The following is a 19,624-nucleotide window of genomic DNA, read 5'->3' as shown; positions in this document are numbered from 1 at the left end:
CAGCCGTCACGGTCCGGGCGGCGTCAGGCGCCGTACCCCTGGCCGCGCTTGTGCTCGTTCAGCCGGCGCCACGGGCCGCTGATCGCCAGCTGGATGCCCGGCTCCTGGATGTTGGCGAACAGGGTCCGGCCGTCGTCCGAGAAGGTCACCCCGGTGAACTCGCTGAACTCGGGCTTCGCGGCGCTGCCGATGTTCAGCTCGTTCCGCGCGATCGGGTAGACCAGGCCGCCCTCGGTCGCGCCGAACAGGTGCGAGACGCCGTTGCCGTCCTCGGCGATCACGATGCCGCCGTACGGCGAGACGGTGATGTTGTCCGGGCCGTCGTAGTTGTCGTGGTCGCCCCAGACGTCCTCGTTGACGCCCAGCAGCACCTTCAGCGTGATGGTGCGGCGGGCCGGGTTGAAGAACCAGACCTGGCCGTCGTGCTGCAGCGGGCTCTCCGAACGGGCGTAGCTGGAGACGAAGTAGAAGCCGCCGTCCCCCCACCACATGCCCTCCAGCTTGCGGGCCCGGGTGACCTCGCCCGCCGCGAACTGCTTGCGCACCGAGACGGTCCGGGCGTCGCGGTCCTGGACCTTGACCCAGTCCACGCCGTACACGGTGCCGACCTTGGTCGCCCGGGAGAGGTCGTCGACGAACTTGCCCTGCGAGTCGAAGACCTTGAAGGCCTCCAGCACCCCGGCGTCGGCGGCCAGCTTCCGCAGCTGGTACCGGCCGTGCTTGAAGCCGGCCGGCGGGGTCCAGCGGAACAGCAGGCCGTTCGGGTTGGAGGCGTCCTCGGTCAGGTAGACCTGCCCGCGCTTCGGGTCCACCACCACGGCCTCGTGGGCGTACCGGCCGAAGGCCTTCACCGGCTGCGGGTTCCGGTTGTAGTCGTCGTCGAAGGGGTCGACCTCGAAGACGTAGCCGTGGTCCTTGGTGAAGCCGTTCTTCCCGGCCTTGTCCTCGGTCTCCTCGCCGGACAGCCAGGTGCCCCACGGGGTCACCCCGCCCGCGCAGTTGGTGGCGGTGCCGGCGATGCCGACCCACTGCTCGACCGAGCCGTCCCGCTTGGCGTGCACGATGGTGCAGCCGCCGGCCGCGCCCGGGTCGTAGACGTGCCCCTCGGTCAGCGGCACCGGGTGGGGCCAGTTGGCCCGGGCGCCGGACAGCTCGTGGTTGACCACCATCAGGTTGCCGCCGCGCTCGTCCTCGAAGGCGGACGTGCCGTCGTGGTTGCTCGGGGTGAACTCACCGGTGCGCAGCCGGGTCTGCCCCGCCCGGTTCAGCACCCGGTACGAGAAGCCCTTGGGCAGCGCCAGCAGCCCGGCCGGGTCCGGCACCAGCGGCCCGTAGCCGATCGCGGCGCCACCCGCCGAGTTGGTCCCGGCGGCACCGGCGGCCGCGGCGGCACCGGCGACCGGCGCCTCCCCGCCGACCGGCGCGGCGATCGCACCGGGGGCGCTGGCGAGCGCCTCGGCGCTGCCGGCGATCAGCACGCCGGCGCCGACGAGGGTGGAACGGTTGACGAAGTCCCGGCGGGACAGCGACATGGCAGCAACTCCTGAGGGGTGTACGGGCGTCGAGGGGGGTCGTCGACACCCGGCAGACTCCGCCGCAGGGGTGAACCCGGTATGACGCCCACCTCACCGTGAGGCGGCCATTTGCCAACCGATGACCTTCACATGACCAGGCCTTTACCGACGACCCCGCCGAGGGCCCAGCCGGCGGCCCTGCCGACGGCCGGTCAACCGCGCCGCGCCCGCCACTGCTCCCAGGCCCCCAGCCACAGCTGCTCCACCATCCGGTGCTCCTCCCCGGCCTCCGACCCGGCACCGCCCGGGCGCTCCCGCCACAGCTGCTCCCAGGCCCGCTGGGCCGGCAGGCTGGCCACCGCGCTGGCGAACACCGTGTAGCGGACCACCTCCTCGACCGCCGCCTCCCCCACCGGCGTGCCGACCAGCCAGTCCGACTGCCGGGACAGCCGGTTGAGGTGGTTGACCATCGAGGTCACCGCCGCCGCGGCCTCCTCCCGGGTCTCCGTGGCGAGCCGCATCTGCTGGCGCACCGCCGCCTCCCAGCGGACCGCGCCGACGTCCCCGCGCAGCCCGCGCGGCAGCCTCGGCGTCCGCCCGACCCGCACCTGCGCCTCGATCGCTGCGGCCTCCGCGATGCTGTGCACGATCAGCTCCCGGTGCGCCTCCAACCCGACGGCGGGCGGCAGTTCACGCTCCTCCACCGGCACGTAGCGGGCCCGCCGGGAGGCCAGGTCGCGCAGCAGCTCGGTGCGCCCGCGCAGGTAGCGGTCGAAGTCCCCGATCCCGCCGAGCTCCACCCCGCCGGGCGGCAGCCCGCGCCCGCACACCGTGACGGCCTGCCCGCCGACCCGCAACCGCCCGGCCCAGACCGGCCCGGCCGCACCGACCGTGCCCGCCGCACCGGCACCCGGCGCACCGGCCGTGCCCGCGCCGACCGCACCCACCGCGCCCGCTCCGACCGCGGCCACCGGCCAGTCCTCGTGCACCTCGACCGCACGCGGCTCGCCGTTCACCGTGATCCACTCGCGCAGCGCCCGCACCCGGCCCGGCCCGTCGCCCTCGTCGACGCCCAACTGCTCGTAGACCCGGTCCCGTTCGTCCTCGACCACGTCCTCCAGCTCGGGCAGCACCTCGCACTCGTCGGCCCCCGGCCGGTAGGTGCGCACCGTCACGTACGGTCCGGCCGAGGTGGTCCAGTCCCCGCACTGCACCTCGACCCAGCGCAGCTCGCCGCCACAGGTCTCGAAGGCCGCCAGCGCCTCGCCCCGCCCCTCCGGCCCGGCCACGCCGTACACCGGGAAGTCCACCGCGGCGAGGGTCCGGCGGGAGAACTCCTCCTGGTCCGCGAAACGATCCTGCCGCCCCGACCGCTCAGGTCCCGACCGCTCGGTGCTCCACTCCTGGTGCCTTCCGCCGTTCTCCCGCACCATCCTGTGCCGCACCCCCGAGTCCTCGCGCCCGCACCGCTGACGCCACTGTACGTGCCCGGAGCTGCCGGGTCATCAGCTCGCCTGCCGGACGGGGGCGATGGCCGTGTCAGTCGGCCAGGTTGTCAGCCGCCCTCCCTACGCTGGCCGCATGACCGCACAGAACAGCGCCGACCAGGCCTCCTTCCCCGCCCGGATCAGCATCGTCACCCTCGGCGTCACCGACCTCGACCGCAGCGCCCGCTTCTACGAGGGGCTCGGCTGGAAGCGCTCCTCCGCTTCCAGCCCCGAGATCGTCTGGTTCCGCACCGCCGACTCGGTGCTCGGCCTCTTCCCCACCGAGGAACTGGCCGCCGACGCGGGCGTGCCCGCCACCGGCGAGCCCTCCTTCCGCGGCGTCACCCTCGCGGTGAACCTGGAGTCCCCCGCCCTGGTGGACACCGCCCTGCGCACCGCCGTCGGGGCCGGCGCCGTGGTGGTGAAGCCCCCGGTGCCGACCAGCTGGGGCGGCTACTCCGGCTACTTCGAGGACCCGGACGGGCACCTGTGGGAGCTGGCCCACAACCCGTTCTTCCCCTTCGCCGGGGACGGCTCGCTGGACCTCCCGTAGCGCGGGGCCCGGCTCCCCGCCGGTCCCGGATCCTTGCCGGCACCCGGTCCCCACCGGCCCCGGATCCCGACCGACCCCGGGTCCAGGGCCCCGCCCGGCGGCTCAGCCCTTGGACCGCGCCTTGAAGGCCGCCTTGCGCGCCTCCTTGGCCACCGCCCGGTCCAGGTGCAGCTCCCCGATCGTCTCCAGGACGTCCGCCGTGTACGGGTGGTCGACCCGCCACAGCTCGCCGAAGTACGACGCCGGATCGCCGGTCACCGGAAGGTCCGTGATCAGCTCGCGCAGCAGCTCGGCGTCGCCGCCGTTGTCCAGCAGCTGGGCGGCGAAGGTGTCGACCATCGTCCACAGCGCCATCGCCCGGTCCGGCACCGGCACGTCCGGCCGGCCCAGCGCGGACAGCCAGGCCCGGGCCGAACCGCCCAGCTCCGGATCGTCCAGCACCTCCCGGACGGCGGGCTCGGCCCCCGCCCCCAGCAGGTTCAGCGCCGAGACGCACAGCATCCGGCGCAGCGGACCGTACGCGTCGTCACCGCGCGCCGCCGCCAGCAGCTCGCGCGCCGCCGGCTCCGGATCCCGGCCCGCCACCCAGACCCGCAGCTCCTCCTCCGGCAGCACGTTGGCCGACTCGCAGACCCCGCGCAGCAGTTCCGCGGCGTCCCCCTGGGCCAACTCGCCGACCAGCGGCGCGTCGTAGCCGTCCTCCAACAGCCACTGCCGGATGCCGTACTGGCCGAGCGGGGTGAGCCGGACCAGCCCGAAGCGGGCCGACTCCTCCTCGTCCAGCGGCGCCTCACCGACGACGGCGGGCTCCTCGCCCTCCTCCTCGTCGAACAGCTCCGGGTCGATCGGCCGGTACTCCAGCAGTCCCAGCTCGGCCAGGTCGCCCAGCATCGGGTCCAGGGCGACCATCACATCGGTGATGTCACCGAGCAGCTCCTCGCTCGGCTCCTCGCCCTCCGGCACCACCAGCAGCGCGGCCAGCACGCCCAGCGGCACCGTCTCGTTGCCCGGCTCGGAGAACGCGGTGGTCTCGTACAGCACCTGCAGCGCCTCGTCGAGCAGCTCGGCGGCGGCGTCCCGGGCCTCCTCGACCTCGTTCAGGACGTCCTCGTCCTCCTCGCCGTCCTCCTCGCCGCCGGCCGGGGAGGCCGCCCTGTCGGCCGCCCCGGCCGCGTCCTCCCCCTCGTCCTGCTCCGTGTCCTGCTCCGGCAGCGAGTCCGCCTCGACCGCCAGCTCCCGGACGATCCCGGCGGCGGTCAGCCACAGCTCCAGGACGGTCTCCGCGTCCCCCTGCTCGGCGGGCTCCAGGTCCGGACCGGGCACCGCGACGTGCTCGCCCTCCTTGGTCGTCCCCAGCTCCACCAGGTCCAGGTCACAGGCCAGCGACCAGGCCCGCAACACCTCGACCTCGGCCTCCTCCGGGACCTCGCCCTCGGCCGGGGCCAGCCCGAGCAGCCGGGCGACCGGCCCCCGGTCCTCCTGCACCAGGTCGCCGAACTCGTCCACCACCCGGTGCGGGAACGCCCAGCGGGCCAGCGCCAGCGCGTAGCCGAACATCGGCACGGCCTTCGCCTGCTCGGCGAGCTCCTGCTCGGGCGGCAGCTTCACCGGCGGTACCAGCACCGCCGCGTCGTCCAGGTCCTCGTCGTCCAGACCGTGCGCGGCGAACGCCCCGTAGAGGTCCTGCAGCTCCAGGTCCGCGGGCAGCACCGCCTCGGCCGCACCCTCTCCCGTCGAAGTCCCGGTGTTCTTCCGACGTCGTCCGGCCATCGTCGTGTGCTCTCCCTCAGCCAGCGGTCAGCTCCATCAGCTCCGCGTACCGATCTACCACCTCAGCGTATAGGCCGGGCACCCCCGATGCCCGGCCCCGAGGGGCGCGCACAGGGGCGCGCGCCGCAGGTGCACGCCCACCCCTTATCCTTCGCCTTGGTGCCCGCGCACACCCCGCGCGGCCCACCGGGCAACGATGCCCGCTTCCTCAGCTCACCCGCTCCACCAGGGAGCCCCGCACCGCGGCCACCACCACAGCGCCTCCGGACGGGCGCGCCGGCACACCCCGCCGACCCCGGTGGTGCCCGGCCACAGGAGACCCCTGCCATGGCGGACCTCTCCCCCGCCGGCTCCGCGCTGCGCACCGCGCAGTTCGACGGACGCCGACTGTCGGAGGCCCTGCTCCCCCTGGAGCTCGCCCCGCGTGCCCAGCTCCAGCTCGCCCCGATCAGCCGCTGGAACGCGCTGCGCGGCGTCCGCGTCGGCCTGGTGGCCGCCGCCCTGCTGCTGATGCTGATCGGTGCCAACCTGGCGACGCCGATCTACCCGCTGCTCCAGCAGCGCCTCGGCCTCGGACCGCTCGACACCACGATCCTCTTCACGATCTACGTCTTCGCGCTGCTCCCCGTGCTGGCCGTGGTCGGCCACTGGTCCGACCACCTCGGCCGCCGCGCCCTGATCCTGCCCGCCGTCGCCCTGGCCGCCGCCGGGGACGTCGTCTTCGCCACCGCCGGCAGCTTCTGGCAGCTGGCCGCCGGCCGGGCCGTCCAGGGCATAGCCGTCGGCCTGGCCACCGGCGCCGCCGGGGCCGCCCTGGGCGACCTGCTGCCCGACCACCCGACGCTGGCCCCCAAGCTCACCCTGGCCTGCTCGGCCGGCGGCGTCGCCCTCGGCCCGGTCGTCGGCGCCCTGCTGGCCGGCGGCTCGGAGCCGCTGCTGACGCCCTTCCTGCTGCACGCCGTCGCCCTGCTGGCGCTGTGCGTACCGCTGGCCGTGGTCCACCCCCGGATGCCCGGCCGCAACCGCCCGCCGGCCTCCCCGCCCCGGATCACCACCCCGGCCCACCTGCGCCCGCAGCGCCTGCGGCTGCCGCGCACCGGACGCCGCGAGTTCCTGCTCGCCGCCACCGCGGGCTTCATCTCGTACGGGGTCTTCGGCGTCTACCTCGCCCTCGCTCCGGCCTTCTCCGCCAAGCTGCTGCACACCTCCTCGCACCTGACCGGCGCGATCGTGGCCGCCCTGCTGCTCGGCTCCTCGGCCGTCGCCCAGCTGGTCGTCCCGCCGACCGCCGACCGCACGGTGATCGCCCTCGGCATGACCGGCCTGGCCACCGGCCTGGGCCTGGTCGTCGCCGCCGGGTACACCGGCACCCCGGCCCTGCTCTTCATCGGCAGCGTCCTCGGCGGCATCTGCCAGGGCGTGGCCTTCCGCTCCCTGTTCACCAGCGCCGTCGCCGCCATGGACCCGGAACGCCGGGGCTCCGAACTGAGCGCCCTGTGGATCATCGTCTACCTCGGCAGCTCCGCCCCCGTCATCGCCGTCGGCGCCCTGGTCCAGAGCTACGGCCTCCTCCCCGCCGTCAGCGGCTTCGCCGCCCTCGCCGCCGTCCTCTGCGCCGCCCTCGCCCTCACCGTCGCCCGCAAGCCCAGGACGGCCTGACCCCTCCCCCACCTGACGCCGCTGCCCCGGGCCTCCCCTTCGGAGCCCGGGCAGCGGCGTTCCCGCAACCGGGGGGACCACCCGCGCATCTCCCCTCGACTGCGCATGTCCCCCACCGTTCCCCACCATCCACCCCCCACCCGCCTCCCGGCGGGTGCCCGCCCCCGCCCTCGGTCTTGGCTGAGGCGAGGTGCTCACATCCACTGACCGCCGAGGAAGAAACACCGCGCAACCAAAGGTCGGCATGGCCCTACCGGCGAGTCGCTCCGTGCTCCAGGTAGACGGTCGCGGACCCGATCCTGGCCGCACAGGCCGCGTGGACGCGGCGGGCGAGGCGCGGAATGAGGAGTGCGTCGAGCTGATCGGCGGCGTGGAAGGCGTACTCGCCGATCTCCACTTGGTCCACGGTGATGTTGTCGAGCTCGTCACCGGGGAGGACCCCGCCGTCGAAGACGAAGAGGAGCTTGTCACCCTCGATGGGGTGGGGTGCCCAGTCGGCGACGAGCAGGCGGCCGATCGGCGGGGTGATGCCGAGTTCCTCCTTGACCTCACGGGCCGCGCCCTCGCTCGGGGTCTCGCCAGCGCGGAGGTAGCCACCGGGGATCTCCCAGCCGGGCTTGTAGGTCGGCTTCACGAGGAGGACGCGGTCGTCCTCATCGAAGAAGAGCACGCCGGCGGCGGTGCGGGGCTGGGCTACGACCTCGTGGGACTGGGAGTCGCTCATGGCGACGACTGTAGCCGCCCGGCCGCGTCACGCGACGATCTGGAGCCGCTGTGCGACGCCTGCCAGCAAGTAGCTGGGTTTGCCGCGCTGTTGGCGAACCCAGTTGGTCACCAGGTGTCGGGGGATGAAGTGGTAGCGGACCTGCTCGGGGGCCAGCTCCTCGGCGTCCAGTACGAGGGCGAGGGCCTCGTCCATGCGGTTCTGTGCGCTGTGGGCGCGGGCGATTTCGAGTGAGTGCCGCACTCGGCGTTCGAGCGGCAGGATCGAGGAGTCCACGCGCGGCCCTTGGTCGAGGGCGATCTGGACGTCGCCGAGCTCCATGGCGGTCGAGATCCGGTGGATGGCCACGTTGGTGGGCCCGAAAGCCGTCCACATGTGGTTGGCGTCGTGGCCGAGGCGCTGTGCGGCCCGGTCCGCCTCGGCGAGGAACTCGCGCACCGTGCTCCGGTCCTCGATCCTCGCTGCGGCCATCGACCCGACGAGGAACAGGGTGCCGTAGATCGACAGGTAGGTCGGGGAACCGTCCTCCAAGTCGGCTTCCAGGAACGAGGCCGAGTTCATGACCAGGTCCCTGGCAGCGGTGAGGCGGTCGTTGCTCAGCAGGCAGTGGGAGACCGAGCGGAACAGCGAGCCGGTGACGACGATGTTGCCCGACTCCTGGGCCGCCGTGAGGCCGCGGTCGGCCGACATCCAGGCGAGGTCGGCTTCCCCTATCTTCGTCAGGACCATCGCGGCGCCTTGGTAGGCCATCGCGAGCAACGCCTTGGCCTGCTGCTGTTGATCGCCCTCGTACATGCGCACCGCACGCTGGGCCTGGGAGAGGATGTCCGGGATCAGTCTGGTCGCGCGGGAGTATCTGGCGTCCTGGTAGGCGGACCACGCAGAGCCCACCTCGGCGCGCAGGATGTCGAGGTCGGGTGGCTGTTCGGCATCGTCGGCCGCCAGGAACGGCGACAACTGCTTGTAGTCCATGAGCGCTTCGCGCAGCTTCGAGACGGCTCCGCCCTGGGCATCGCCGGGCCAGTCGAGGAGTGACGGCTCCGCCAGCAGGTCGCCGAGCCGAATGTCGAGGGCATCGGCCAGCGCCCTGATGACCGAAAGCCGATCGAGCTCGATACGGCCGTTCTCAACCTTGCTCAGCCAGTCGGCTGTTCGCCCGACGAGGCCAGCCAGAACCTCCTGGGGTATGCCCCGTCGACGGCGGTACCAGGCGACGCGCTCGCCGATGCTCAGCGTCTCACTCATTCCAGGCATGCTCCCAGCCTGAGGGCGTCCCCGCCGCCTACCCCGGAAGGATTTTCCGGGTTCCCCGCCACCCATCCTCCTAGCGTTCTGACTTGCCCTCAAGCAGCTCTGCCAGACGGGTGATTGGGCAACGAGGAGGGTTGATCGTGGTGGCACGTCAGGACCTTCGAGCAAAGGAAGCCATCGAGGTGGCCGGCTGCCTGTCGGTGCAGATGAGCTTCCTGCACGCTCACGCCTCCGTGCCCTTGGCCCGGGCGCTGATCAGGCGGGTCGTCGGCGCATGGGAGTTCGACAGGCCACTCGTCCGGGACATCGAGCTGGTCGCATCAGAGCTCTGCACCAACGCCGTTCTTCATGGCGCGGCTTCATGCCTCGGCTGCTTCGATGTCCGCCTGGCACCTCAGCCGTGTGGTCTGCGAATCGAGGTTACGGACGCGGGGCCTGGGTCCGTCGACCGGCCCGCCCCGTCCGCCCTGGCCGAGCACGGCCGGGGGCTCCTCCTCGTGAGCCGGATGAGCGAGAGCTGGGGCGTCGACGCGACGAGCGACGGCACCGTGGTCTGGGCCGAGCTCAGGACCGATGCGGCATGACCAACTACCAGCCGCACGACGACATCTACTGTGCCGCTCACCGGGATCCCGTCGAAGCCCTACTCACCTGGCTCTGGGTGCTCGGCCACCTCATCGTCCTCGCCCTGCTCGGAGTGGCAGCCGACTACCAGCTCAGCTCCGATCACTTCGGCCCCGTCCTGGCGGCCGACCACGATCCCGACCGCGACCTTGAGCAGTCACCCGCGGTCGAACCCGAGGCATGACAACGGAGTCACGCCTCGTCGCCACACGCACCACCGAGCGAGAAGGGAACACCGCCATGTCGTCCATCGCGCGCCTTCAGGCGCCCCAGCCGCCTCCGCCTCCGCCCCCGCCGCCGCCGGCACCGCCGACCCCGCAGCCGCCGTACCCCGGTCGCTGAGCGAAGGAACCGTGTGGGCCTGCCGGACGGACACCGGCAGGCCCACACGGGCTCATCCTCCCCGACCAGTGGAGGGGAGCGTGGCAGATCCAGCAGAGAACGACGACCAGGGCAGCGAAGCCCGGTCGAGCCAGCGACGGAGAGTGGATCATGAAAACGGCGCTCGGCAGCAAACCGGCAGCAGTCCTCACGCTTCCGGCGGTCAGGGGCATGGCGGAGCGCTACGGCGTGCCCGTGGAGGATGCCCTGCTCATCGCGATCAACCTGTTCGGGATCTCCTCCGCCCACGGCCGTCATCGCGCCCGGATCTCGGTCCGCCTCACGACCCGGCCGGATGTCGCCTGGATGGTGATCGTCCCGCTCAACGCAAAGGCTTCGCCGTTCCACTTGGCCGGAGACGAGTTGGCGCTGGGCCGCGTCGTAGTCGGCTCCATCGACCGCGTCGCCGCCGACGAGGCGGTCGGCGGGTACTTCAGGGACGACGGGCGGGCCGCGACGCTCAACCCCAACGCCCGCAGCCGTTGTGTGGGGTGCTCGTTCTGCCCGAACACCCTGGAGGCCGCCGCCGATCCTCGCCTCTCCGAGGAGCGGGAGCTGGCCGCACTGCTGGCCGCGATGGTCGAACAGCACCCCCGCCACAACCTGGCCGAACTCCGTGAGGTCACCGTGTCGACCGGCTGCTTCGAGCGGGAGCGGGCGGCCGTCGACCACCTGATAGGCCTGCGTGACGTGCTCGCCGCCCACGGGATCGGCGCCCGAATCGGGTTCCTCACCTCGGTCATCCGCACGAGGGAGGCGTTCGCGGAACTGGCGGAGCGCGTCGCCCCGTTCGTGCTGCGGCTCACTGCCGAATGCTTCAGCCGGAGGGACCTGCTCCTGAAAGCGAGCAAGGCGACGCTCACCACCGAGGAGATGCCCGGGGTCCTGCGGCGGGCGATGGGCGCCGGCCACGCGACCTCGTTCACCTACATCGTCGGCCTGGACCGGCTCGCCGACCTCCGGAGCGGTGTGGCCGAGCTGATGCCGTTCGTCACCGAGTTCCCCAACTTCCAGGTGTACCAGGCGCACAACGCCATCATGGCGGGCCTCCGGGCCAGCGGCTCCGACTCCCTGGAGTACTACCTCCAGGCCCGCCGGGACATCGAGGACATCGTCGGGCCGACCGGCCTCCGCCCGGCGGCATGGGAGTGCTACCGGCCGCTGTGGTACTTCACGTTCGGCGAAGAGCAGTTGGTGTCGTCATGCTGAAACGAGCCGATGCGTTGTGGAGGGCCGCCACCTATGTCGCGGTGGCGCTGCTGCACCTCGACGACAACCAACTACTGACCGGGCCGCTCCAGGCCGACCACGTCAAGCCTCGCCCCGCCGGTCACTGGGGAACCGTCCCCGGAACTGCGTGGGCCCTCGCCCACACGGTTCTCGCTGCTGGCGAGCTGGGGCCCGGCCGTGAGCTGGCTCCGGTGATCGGCGCCGGCCACGCGGGGGTGGTCCAGCTTGCCTGCGCCTGGCTCACCGGCGAGCTGGCAGCTGTGCGCCCTCAGTACTCCCGCGATGCGGCCGGGCTCAGGCGGCTGGCCCGGGACTTCCCTGACGTCGACGGTCTCGGTGCGGAAACCCATCCGCTGCTGCCGGCCGGAGCGGCGCCCGGAGGGTGCCTTGGTGGCGCGCTGGCGTTCAGCCATGGCATGGCGCTCGACGTGCCCGGGCGGGTCGTGGTGCCCATCGTCGGCGATGGGGAGTGCGAGACCCCCACGACGGCGGCGTCGTGGCTTGCGGCCCGGGCTCTGCAGGGGAGCGCTGTCCTGCCAATCGTCCACGTCAACGGGTTCCGTATGGGTGACCGGTCGCTGCTGGGGGCAATGAGCGATGCCGAGCTCGTTGCATACGCGGCGGGTCTCGGGTGGCGAGGCCGGGTGGTGCACGTGGCGGCGGCCAGCGCCGATGAGCACCAGGCGTTCCGGGATGCCCTGGCAGTGTCCGCCGATGAGGTCGCTGACGGCTCACGGACGGCTGTGTTCCTCCGCTGCGTGAAGGGCTGGAGCGGACCGGAGACGGTCGACGGGCGGCAGGTGCTCAGGACGGCCGCAGCCCACAAGACGCCACTTGACGGGGCCCGCCAGAATGAAGCCCAGCGCGGCCAGCTGGAAAGGTGGTTGGCGTCGTACCAGCCCGCGGAGCTCTTCGACCACGACGGCCAGCCGATCGGCGCTCTGGCCGAGGCCCTGGAGTCTGCCGCGCGGCGCTCTGCGGTCGGCCCTGGACGCCCGACCCGTGAGGGGCCGAAGCCGGTCGTTCTCGGCAGTGCCGCCCGCTTCGGGGCGGCGGTGGGCAGTGTTCTCCGCAGGCATGCCACGGCCGGTGATTTCCGGGTCTTCAGCCCGGACGAGCTGTCCTCGAACCGCCTCGGCGCACTGCGGGACGAGTCCTGGGTGTCCGAGGTGCTGGCCGAGGAGGTGCTCCTCGGCTGGCTGTCCGGTTGGATCAGCAGCGGTCGACGCGGAGTCCTGGTGTCCTACGAGGCGTTCGCCCCGCTCCTGACCGCCGGGATCGTCGGCCACCTCAAGCACCGTCGCCTCGCCGAGGAGAAGGCGTCCCCTAGCCTCAATCTGCTGCTGACCTCGTACGGGTGGCACAACGTCTTCACCCACGGCGACCCGTCGCTCGCCACGGCCCTGCTCGCGACGGAGGACCCTGCGGTGACCGTGCTGGTTCCGGCCGACACGCAGCGGACGGCCGCCGCGCTCGACGCGGCGCTGAACTCGACGGGCCGCGTCAACGTCCTGGTCGCGGGCAAGCACACCGAACTGCGGCTCCCGCTTCAGGCCGCCGAGGAGGAACTGGCACGCGGGCTCGCGATCTGGCCGCACCTGAGCGATGAGGAGGATCCTGACCTCACCATCGTCGTGGCGGGAGACCTGCCGGCCGAAGCCGTCACGACGGCAGTGCCGGTACTCCGCGACCGGCTGGGCTGCCGAATCCGCGTCGTGGGCGTTCTCGACCTCACCGTTCTCGGCGATCCTGGGCGCTGGCCCAAGGGCCTGACTGACGCCGAGGCAGATCACTACTTGGGCGAGCGCTCCGCTGTGCTGGTCGTCACGCTCGGGCACCCGGCAGCTGTGTGGGGGTTGCTGGCGGGGCGCCAGCGGCTGCCGGTTGAGGTGATCGGCTGGCGCGAGCCGCCGGGACCGATGTCCCAGCACGCCCTCGCGCGCGAGCTCGGCCTGGACACCGCTGGACTGCTGCGGGCGGCCAGTCGGCTGGTCACCAGGTCGGATGCCGCCTGATGACGGAACTGCTCATCGACAAGGTGGAGACCGTGCCGGTAGGCGTGGCGGCGGCCGGGGACGACAGCATCTTCGTCGCGGTCCATGGCGCTGGGCAGACCGGCTGGTACGGACCCGTGAGCACGACGGCCGGCCGGGCAGTGGAGGCGATCGGCCCCGTCGTCGTAGGAGCCTCGCTGCTCGATCACCACGGCCTCCGGCCGCGCATACGGGCAGTCGTACCGGAGATCTCGGACTGGGCAGTCGGAGCGATCGACTGCGCGGCGTGGGATCTCCACTGCCGCCTGGTCGGCAAGCCGGTGGCCGACCTGCTGGCACCAGGGCGGAGGACGCAGGCCGTTCCGGCGTACGCCTCGTGGCTCCGTCTGGACCTCAGCGGCCCCGCCAGCGACAGTGCGCTGGCCCAGGTTCTCGAAGAGGGCTGGGCCTTCACCAAGTGGGGACTGCGTCGGCGCCCGGGGACGAGCGTCGCCGCCGAAGCCAGGATTCTGGTCGCGACACTAGCCGATGCTGCGGCGGTCATCAGTGAGCCCTTCGCCGTCGACGCGGTGGGCACGTGGAGTCCGCAGCTCGCTGCTGCTGTCGCCGGCCGCCTTGATCAGCCGATGCTGGCCTGGCTGGAGGACCCGCTGCCGGAGCACTACCTGCGCGTCTACCGCCAGCTGGCCGCTGCCGGCGTGCCGGTCGCGGTGGGCGAGCGCCTGCGACCCGACGAGGACCTGGATACCCTCCTGGACTTCGTCCGGCCCACCGCGCTGACCATCGACGTCGTCGGCTGCGGCGGTCTCACTCGTGCGGTCGAGATCACCACGAACGTTCGCGAGGCCGGTGTCCCGGTCTACCCCCACGGCCGCTCGATGGTGCCCGGCATCCACCTTGCCGCCGCCTTCCCCGACGACGTCCCGGCCGTCGAGTACCGCCGCCAGTGGGAACCGCGCCGCCAACTCCTCTACGCCGAGCCCTGGATACCCAAGAACGGCCTGCTTCCCGCCCCCGAAGCCCCCGGACTCGGAACCCGACCCCGGAGACCGCGATGACCCGAACCATCGGCACCTTCCCTGTCCGAGGAACAACCCGTCACGACGAACACGGCCTGCTCCTCGTCCTGGACCGACGACTCGACGGGCACGACACCTTCCTCTCCGGCATCCTTGACCTCGGCCAAGGGGCCGCAGCGGTACGGATCTTCACCCTCGACGATGTCACCGTGCTCCGACCGCTGGAAGCGATCAAGGCGCCCAGCCCGGTCTGGGCCGGAATCCTCCACCTCCCGCACGGACTTCGCCCGCGCGTGGTCCCTGCTGACCTGGCGGACGCCGCCCAGGCCGACAACCGCGACCTGGACACGCTCGACGCGGCCGAGCTGCGGTACGCGCTGACCTTCCTCGGTGAGGCCACCACCGCCCAGATCCGTATGGCACGGATCGCCGCCATCGTCTCCGCCCTGCCCCTGGTCGGGGGTGACGCCGCATGAGTGGAGCAGTCAGTCGGCTGGTCAGTTTGGACATCGGGGGAACCCTCGGAAACGCGCAGGGCCCCGGCCTGGCGGCCAGGCTCGCCGCCGTCTCCCCGCTCGGCCCGAAGCAGGCCAGGCGCGTGATGCGGGACGTCCTGCACACCGCGGCGGAGATCACCGACGCCGTGATCCAGCAGGTCTGCGCGGAACTGGACATCAAGCAGTCGGACTTCCCAACGGATCTGCCCGTCTCGCCGCTCGTCCTCTTCCCCGGAGTCGTCGAGGCCCTTCAGCAACTCAGCGACAGCGCCACCGTGGTCACGCTCTCGAACGTGACCTGCACCGAGGCCGACCCCGACCGGCTCCTCGCGCTCCTCTCCCCGTGGGTCAGCGCCCACTTCCCGTCCTGCCGCACCGGGTTCGCCAAGCCCGACTGCCACGCATTCTGGACCGTCGCCGACGCCCACCAGGTGCCAGCCAGGACCATGGTCCATGTCGGCGACGACTGGGAATGCGACATCCGCGGCGCCACGGCCGCCGGATTCGCCGCCGTCTGGCTCGCCCACGGCCGTACGGTCCCCGACGAGCACGTCCTCGTTGAACACGACGTGCTCGTCGCCCACGATCTCGCCGACGCGGTCCAGCACGTTCGCCAGCTACTCGATCTGAGGAACCCATGAGCCTGTTCACCGGCACCGCCAGCTACTACCGCCAGTACCGCCCGGGTATCCCGGAGGAGGTCGCGACCGTCCTCGACCAGGCCGTCGCCGCCGGCAAGCCCCGTCGACTCCTGGACATTGGCACCGGCACCGGCCTGGTCGCCGAAGCCCTCCTCGGCCGGTTCGACGACATCATCGCCATCGACAACGACGCCGACATGCTCAAGGCCGCCGAGGAAGCCCTCCGACCCCAACTCCCTGACGGGGCGAGCCTGGCGCTCATCGAGTCGACGGCCGAGGGCTTCAAGCCCCCGACCGGCTGGCAGGCCGACCTCGTCACGATCTGCCGGGCCTTCCACTGGCTCGACCAGGCGACCGTCCTCGCCCTCCTCGACGACCAGGTCGCCCCCGGTGGCGCCGTCGCCATCTTCGGCGACAACAGCTTCTGGGCCGCCGACAGCGCCTGGAAGCAGTCCGTGCGCGCGGTCGTCCAGAGCTTCCTCGGCGAGGAACGGCGGGCCGGCAACAGCACCTTCAAGCACCACAACCGGCCCTACAGCGAGATCATGGAGGAGTCACCCTTCAACCGGGTCGAGGAGATCCGGGTGCCCGTCCACCGGACGTGGAGCGCCAACAGCATCCTCGGCTACCTCTACTCCACGAGCTTCGCCGCACCGCACCTCTTCGGAGACCGCCTCGACGAGTTCGAGGCGGCCGTGGAGACAGCCCTCGCCGAGCACAGCACCGAGGACGTCTTCCCGGAGGACAACGAATTCCTCATCCGCATCGGCCGGCGGGGCACTGAGTGACAGCAGTCGACGGTCCAGCCGCCCGCCAATACGGGCGGCTGGCCGCACCCAGGGTCCTGACCGAGCTCACCACCGAATCCGTGCTCTGCCTGCCCATCGGCTCCCACGAGCAGCACGGTCCCCACCTGCCGCTCAACACGGACACCGTGATCGCGGAGCGGTTCACCGGCCTGCTGGTCCAGCGGTACGGCGGACAGCACGACCTGTGGGCGTTGCCGGCCGTCCCGTACGGGCTCTCGCTCGAACACGCCTGGTCGCCGGGAACCGTGTCGCTACGGATCGCGAGCTTCATGTCCCTGCTCGACGTCGTGGTCACGGAGTACCTGCGGGCGACCCCTGCGCGAAGGCTCCTGATCATCAACGGCCACGGCGGCAACCGAGGAATCCTGGAGCCTGCTCTCCACGAGCTGAGGAGCGCGCACACCTTCTCCGTCTACGTCATCCACCCGGCCTCGCTGTCCACCGTCCAGGTCGGCGGCGAGACCGTCCCGGAGATCCACGCCGGCATCCGAGAGACGGCCATGATGCTCGAACTCGCGCCCGAGGACGTCCATCTCGACCGCCTCCCAGTGGACTTCACCGCCAACGGCGACGAGGCGAAGCGGCTTGTCCTGGACCGTGGCACGACCTGGCCGTGGACCTCCGGCGACACCACCATCGCCACCTGCGGCGTCATCGGAGGCGACCCGCGCCGGGCAACCGCCGATGCCGGCCGAGCCATTCTCACCAGCGCCCTCGATGCGGCCGGCCAGGTGCTCACCCACCTCACCAACCACAGGCCGTAACCGCCCCCATGCCCACCAGGAGATCCCGTGGCCCTCACCGCCGCAGAGAAGCACGCCTTCATGCGCGACGGCCTGCTCGTCAGGCGCGGCGCCGTTCCCGACGACCAGATCGTCCGAGCCCGTGAACTGGTCACCGACTGGTACCGCGAGTCGATGAACCCTGAGCTCATCAACGCCTACACGCAGCGGACCTTCGCACCGGAGCTCGGAAGCCACCCCGATCTGCTCGCGCTCTTCTCCGCGCCCCCGGCCGCCGAGCTCGCCCAAGATCTGCTCGGCACCGTTCGCCCCGTCTCCAGCGTGCAGCTCCAGATCCGCATCCCCGAGGGCCAGCTCGAACAGCCCCAGCCGGAGAAGGCGATGCACGTGGACGGCGTCGCCTGCCCGCATCTCGACCCCGTCGAGCTTCGAACCTTCTCGCTGCTGGTAGGCGTCGTGCTGTCCGACATCACCGACCCGCAGGGCGGGGCCCTGCGCTACCAACCGGGCGGACACCTGGCCATGGCCGACTGGTTTCGCACCCAGTGGTCGCTCGGCATCACCGAGCAGGTCCCACCCGACATCGACGCGCATGTCGGCATCCCGTTCCTCGGCCAGCCCGGCGACCTGCTGCTGATGCACCACCTCGTCCCCCACGCCGTGGGCCGCAACCTCAGCCCGGAGCCACGGATCATGGCGTACTTCCGCGTAGAGCACCCCGACCACGCCCGGCGGCGGCTGCAGGCACTACAAGACCCGTGGCTCGACTACCCGGGGCTGTCACAGCCCGCGTGAACTCCCAGCAGGGCCGGGATCACGCCCGGCCCGTCCACTGACTCCCAGACGGAGGGATACCTGTGCGACCGATCCCAGCAGAACAACTCACCGCCGCCGCCCGCGCCCTGGAGGTCGGCGAACTCGTCATCGTGCCCACCGATCGCTGGTACATGATCTGCGCCGACGCCACGAACCTGGCCGCCTGCAACAGCATCTTCGACGGCAAGCAGCGGGCACGCGCCAAGTCCCTCGTACTCGTCACCCCCTCCCTGGAGGAGTGCGAGAAGCAGTTCGTCATCCACCCCGAGGCCAGGCAACTGGCCGCCGCCTTCTGGCCCGGCGACCTCGCCATGCTCCTTCCCTGGCAGAGCACGGACGTCGGGGCACAGCACCCCTCAGTCGGGTCGCCGGCCCTCACCACCAACTCGTCGGGCCCACTCGGCGCCCTCGCGGCGGAGGCCCGCACGCCAGTGGCGGCAACGACCGTCAACATCTCGGGCGACGCGGGAGTGGACGCGCCTGGCCCTGCGATCACGGTCGGGGAGGTCCAGCAGTTCCTGGACTCCACCGGCGTCAAGGCGGCCGTCATCCTTGACGGAGGAGTCTCGCCGGCCGCCAACCACCTCACCATCGTCGACTGCTCGACGCCAGCTACCCGCCTCATTCGGGCCGGCCTCGTCCACGAACGGGCGATCTCGGCTGTGCTCGACCGCCAAGTGTCATGACCGAGAGCACCTGCGCTCCACGATCACCGGTGGACGAACCTCAGGCATCGTTCGCCGCCGAGACACCGCGATCCCATCGGTCCAGTGAGTGTCGGCCGAAAGACGCCCTGTCGCTCCAGCAGGTGCGTCATCCTGTCCTATCGGCGCCGCGTACCGCCCAGCTCGGCCGCGCCCGGCCAGGCCGGGGGCGGGCACCCGCCGAGAGGCGGGTGGGGGGTGGATGGTGGGGAACGGCGGTGAACGTTTCCAACGCAGCAGGTCACGCGGGGGTGCAGCAAAAACACCGCTGCCCGGGACTTCCGAAGAAGTCCCGGGCAGCAGCAAGAAGCAAAAGACACCGATCAGACGTTGAAGCCCAACGCCCGCAGCTGCTCGCGGCCGTCGTCGGTGATCTTGTCCGGGCCCCACGGCGGCATCCAGACCCAGTTGATCCGCAGGTCCTGGACGAGGCCGTCGGTGGCCGTCTTGGCCTGGTCCTCGATGACGTCGGTCAGCGGGCAGGCCGCCGAGGTGAGCGTCATGTCGATGGTGGCCACGTCGGACTCGTCGATGTGGATGCCGTAGATCAGGCCCAGGTTGACGACGTCGATGCCCAGTTCGGGGTCGACGACGTCCATCAGGGCCTCGGTCAGGTCCTCGACCGAGACGGTGCCGGCGGTGGTGCCGACGATCAGGCCGGTCGGCTGCTCCTCCGCAGCGGAGGCCGTGGCGTCGGCGGTGGTGGTGCTCTCGTCACTCATGGTCTGTCCTCCTCTGCAGGATCAGTCGTTCACGGCGGGGTGCTGGGCGAGCGCCTGGGCGGTGGCGTCCTTCCAGGCCATCCAGCTGAGCAGGGCGCACTTGACCCGGGCCGGGTACTTGGAGACGCCGGCGAACGCGACCGCGTCCTCCAGCACCTCCTCGTCGCCCTCGCCCTGGCCCTTGCTCTGCATCAGCTCCAGGAAGGCCTCCTGGACCGCCTGCGCCTCGCCGACGGTCTTGCCGACCACCAGGTCGTTCAGCACCGAGGCGCTGGCCTGGCTGATCGAACAGCCCTGGGACTCGTACGAGACGTCGGTGACCGTCGCGCCGTCGAGCTTCACCCGCAGGGTGATCTCGTCGCCGCACGTCGGGTTGACGTGGTGCACCTCGGCGTCGCCGTCCCGCAGCCCCTTGCCGTGCGGGTTGCGGTAGTGGTCCAGGATGATGTCCTGGTACATCGAGTCGAGCTTCATGGTCGTCCTGCC

20 protein-coding genes are annotated in these 19,624 nt (G+C 71.6%); 13 read left to right on the top strand and 7 right to left on the bottom strand.

Going from position 1 to position 19,624, the window contains the following annotated elements; genetic code table 11:
• Positions 1 to 23: 23 nt before the first annotated feature.
• On the bottom strand, positions 24 to 1,532 hold the full coding sequence (locus tag AB0O91_RS04880) for an alkaline phosphatase PhoX (RefSeq protein ID WP_363427899.1): 1,509 nt from the start codon (positions 1,530 to 1,532) through the stop codon (positions 24 to 26).
• A gap of 194 nt (positions 1,533 to 1,726) precedes the next feature.
• The gene (locus AB0O91_RS04875) at positions 1,727 to 2,959 is read right to left on the bottom strand and encodes a hypothetical protein (RefSeq protein ID WP_363427897.1); all 1,233 of its coding nucleotides are present in this window, start codon (positions 2,957 to 2,959) and stop codon (positions 1,727 to 1,729) included.
• Between the two features lie 136 nt (positions 2,960 to 3,095).
• On the opposite strand from AB0O91_RS04875, the gene AB0O91_RS04870 reads away from it, so the two are divergent.
• Complete coding sequence (locus AB0O91_RS04870) at positions 3,096 to 3,554, top strand: VOC family protein (protein WP_363427895.1); 459 nt, start codon at positions 3,096 to 3,098, stop codon at positions 3,552 to 3,554.
• A 102-nt stretch (positions 3,555 to 3,656) separates the two neighbouring features.
• Here the strand turns inward: AB0O91_RS04870 and AB0O91_RS04865 are convergent, their stop codons facing one another.
• Positions 3,657 to 5,324, bottom strand: coding sequence for a hypothetical protein (locus AB0O91_RS04865; RefSeq protein ID WP_363427893.1), 1,668 nt, complete (start codon positions 5,322 to 5,324; stop codon positions 3,657 to 3,659).
• A gap of 327 nt (positions 5,325 to 5,651) precedes the next feature.
• On the opposite strand from AB0O91_RS04865, the gene AB0O91_RS04860 reads away from it, so the two are divergent.
• Positions 5,652 to 6,983 (top strand): MFS transporter, encoded by a 1,332-nt coding sequence (locus AB0O91_RS04860; RefSeq protein ID WP_363427891.1) that lies wholly within the window; start codon positions 5,652 to 5,654, stop codon positions 6,981 to 6,983.
• 250 nt (positions 6,984 to 7,233) lie between these two features.
• Here AB0O91_RS04860 and AB0O91_RS04855 read toward each other — a convergent pair whose 3' ends face one another.
• Both AB0O91_RS04855 and AB0O91_RS04850 read right to left on the bottom strand, forming a co-directional pair.
• Positions 7,234 to 7,707, bottom strand: a complete 474-nt coding sequence (locus AB0O91_RS04855; RefSeq protein ID WP_363427889.1) for an NUDIX hydrolase — start codon at positions 7,705 to 7,707, stop codon at positions 7,234 to 7,236.
• 27 nt (positions 7,708 to 7,734) lie between these two features.
• Complete coding sequence (locus AB0O91_RS04850; protein WP_363427887.1) at positions 7,735 to 8,952, bottom strand: helix-turn-helix transcriptional regulator; 1,218 nt, start codon at positions 8,950 to 8,952, stop codon at positions 7,735 to 7,737.
• Positions 8,953 to 9,098: 146 nt separating this feature from the next.
• On the opposite strand from AB0O91_RS04850, the gene AB0O91_RS04845 reads away from it, so the two are divergent.
• From AB0O91_RS04845 to AB0O91_RS04795, 11 genes are all read left to right on the top strand, one after another.
• Complete coding sequence (locus AB0O91_RS04845) at positions 9,099 to 9,542, top strand: ATP-binding protein (protein ID WP_363427885.1); 444 nt, start codon at positions 9,099 to 9,101, stop codon at positions 9,540 to 9,542.
• The gene (locus AB0O91_RS04840) at positions 9,539 to 9,766 is read left to right on the top strand and encodes a hypothetical protein (protein ID WP_363427883.1); all 228 of its coding nucleotides are present in this window, start codon (positions 9,539 to 9,541) and stop codon (positions 9,764 to 9,766) included. The genes AB0O91_RS04845 and AB0O91_RS04840 overlap by 4 nt, the downstream gene beginning before the upstream one ends.
• Before the next feature lie 386 nt (positions 9,767 to 10,152).
• Positions 10,153 to 11,172, top strand: coding sequence for a hypothetical protein (locus tag AB0O91_RS04835; protein ID WP_363427881.1), 1,020 nt, complete (start codon positions 10,153 to 10,155; stop codon positions 11,170 to 11,172).
• Positions 11,166 to 13,208 carry a hypothetical protein gene (locus AB0O91_RS04830; protein WP_363427879.1) on the top strand — a complete coding sequence of 681 codons (2,043 nt, stop codon included), beginning with the start codon at positions 11,166 to 11,168 and terminating at the stop codon, positions 13,206 to 13,208. The genes AB0O91_RS04835 and AB0O91_RS04830 overlap by 7 nt, the downstream gene beginning before the upstream one ends.
• A complete protein-coding gene (locus AB0O91_RS04825; RefSeq protein ID WP_363427877.1) occupies positions 13,208 to 14,245 on the top strand; it encodes an enolase C-terminal domain-like protein in 1,038 nt (345 codons plus the stop codon). Before AB0O91_RS04830 ends, AB0O91_RS04825 begins: the two co-directional genes overlap by 1 nt.
• Positions 14,242 to 14,682: a hypothetical protein gene (locus tag AB0O91_RS04820; protein ID WP_363427875.1), complete on the top strand. Its 441-nt coding sequence runs from the start codon at positions 14,242 to 14,244 to the stop codon at positions 14,680 to 14,682. Before AB0O91_RS04825 ends, AB0O91_RS04820 begins: the two co-directional genes overlap by 4 nt.
• A 26-nt stretch (positions 14,683 to 14,708) precedes the next feature.
• Positions 14,709 to 15,344, top strand: a complete 636-nt coding sequence (locus AB0O91_RS04815; RefSeq protein WP_363427873.1) for an HAD family hydrolase — start codon at positions 14,709 to 14,711, stop codon at positions 15,342 to 15,344.
• Positions 15,341 to 16,132: a class I SAM-dependent methyltransferase gene (locus AB0O91_RS04810; protein WP_363427871.1), complete on the top strand. Its 792-nt coding sequence runs from the start codon at positions 15,341 to 15,343 to the stop codon at positions 16,130 to 16,132. The genes AB0O91_RS04815 and AB0O91_RS04810 overlap by 4 nt, the downstream gene beginning before the upstream one ends.
• Positions 16,129 to 16,917 carry a creatininase family protein gene (locus AB0O91_RS04805; protein ID WP_363427869.1) on the top strand — a complete coding sequence of 263 codons (789 nt, stop codon included), beginning with the start codon at positions 16,129 to 16,131 and terminating at the stop codon, positions 16,915 to 16,917. Before AB0O91_RS04810 ends, AB0O91_RS04805 begins: the two co-directional genes overlap by 4 nt.
• Before the next feature lie 27 nt (positions 16,918 to 16,944).
• Positions 16,945 to 17,691: a phytanoyl-CoA dioxygenase family protein gene (locus AB0O91_RS04800; protein ID WP_363427867.1), complete on the top strand. Its 747-nt coding sequence runs from the start codon at positions 16,945 to 16,947 to the stop codon at positions 17,689 to 17,691.
• A gap of 62 nt (positions 17,692 to 17,753) precedes the next feature.
• Complete coding sequence (locus AB0O91_RS04795) at positions 17,754 to 18,398, top strand: Sua5/YciO/YrdC/YwlC family protein (protein ID WP_363427865.1); 645 nt, start codon at positions 17,754 to 17,756, stop codon at positions 18,396 to 18,398.
• Positions 18,399 to 18,739: 341 nt separating this feature from the next.
• Here AB0O91_RS04795 and AB0O91_RS04790 read toward each other — a convergent pair whose 3' ends face one another.
• A complete protein-coding gene (locus AB0O91_RS04790; RefSeq protein ID WP_363427863.1) occupies positions 18,740 to 19,138 on the bottom strand; it encodes a metal-sulfur cluster assembly factor in 399 nt (132 codons plus the stop codon).
• Between the two features lie 21 nt (positions 19,139 to 19,159).
• Positions 19,160 to 19,612 carry a Fe-S cluster assembly sulfur transfer protein SufU gene (sufU, locus tag AB0O91_RS04785; protein WP_188303625.1) on the bottom strand — a complete coding sequence of 151 codons (453 nt, stop codon included), beginning with the start codon at positions 19,610 to 19,612 and terminating at the stop codon, positions 19,160 to 19,162.
• Positions 19,613 to 19,624 lie beyond the last annotated feature (12 nt).

This window comes from Kitasatospora sp. NPDC089797 (genome assembly GCF_040684795.1).
GTDB lineage: Bacteria > Actinomycetota > Actinomycetes > Streptomycetales > Streptomycetaceae > Kitasatospora.
Note: the sequence above shows the minus strand (reverse complement) of the source record. Positions and strands in the feature narration are given on the sequence as shown.

What these genes read in the sequence shown, in the direction of transcription:
- AB0O91_RS04870 (WP_363427895.1), top strand. Translation starts at nt 3,096, where the DNA reads ATGACCGCACAGAACAGCGCCGACCAGGCCTCCTTCCCCGCCCGGATC.
- AB0O91_RS04810 (WP_363427871.1), top strand. Translation starts at nt 15,341, where the DNA reads ATGAGCCTGTTCACCGGCACCGCCAGCTACTACCGCCAGTACCGCCCG.
- AB0O91_RS04865 (WP_363427893.1), bottom strand. Translation starts at nt 5,324, where the DNA reads ATGGCCGGACGACGTCGGAAGAACACCGGGACTTCGACGGGAGAGGGT.
- AB0O91_RS04855 (WP_363427889.1), bottom strand. Translation starts at nt 7,707, where the DNA reads ATGAGCGACTCCCAGTCCCACGAGGTCGTAGCCCAGCCCCGCACCGCC.
- AB0O91_RS04825 (WP_363427877.1), top strand. Translation starts at nt 13,208, where the DNA reads ATGACGGAACTGCTCATCGACAAGGTGGAGACCGTGCCGGTAGGCGTG.
- sufU (WP_188303625.1), bottom strand. Translation starts at nt 19,612, where the DNA reads ATGAAGCTCGACTCGATGTACCAGGACATCATCCTGGACCACTACCGC.
- AB0O91_RS04790 (WP_363427863.1), bottom strand. Translation starts at nt 19,138, where the DNA reads ATGAGTGACGAGAGCACCACCACCGCCGACGCCACGGCCTCCGCTGCG.
- AB0O91_RS04850 (WP_363427887.1), bottom strand. Translation starts at nt 8,952, where the DNA reads ATGAGTGAGACGCTGAGCATCGGCGAGCGCGTCGCCTGGTACCGCCGT.
- AB0O91_RS04820 (WP_363427875.1), top strand. Translation starts at nt 14,242, where the DNA reads ATGACCCGAACCATCGGCACCTTCCCTGTCCGAGGAACAACCCGTCAC.
- AB0O91_RS04860 (WP_363427891.1), top strand. Translation starts at nt 5,652, where the DNA reads ATGGCGGACCTCTCCCCCGCCGGCTCCGCGCTGCGCACCGCGCAGTTC.
- AB0O91_RS04840 (WP_363427883.1), top strand. Translation starts at nt 9,539, where the DNA reads ATGACCAACTACCAGCCGCACGACGACATCTACTGTGCCGCTCACCGG.
- AB0O91_RS04880 (WP_363427899.1), bottom strand. Translation starts at nt 1,532, where the DNA reads ATGTCGCTGTCCCGCCGGGACTTCGTCAACCGTTCCACCCTCGTCGGC.
- AB0O91_RS04830 (WP_363427879.1), top strand. Translation starts at nt 11,166, where the DNA reads ATGCTGAAACGAGCCGATGCGTTGTGGAGGGCCGCCACCTATGTCGCG.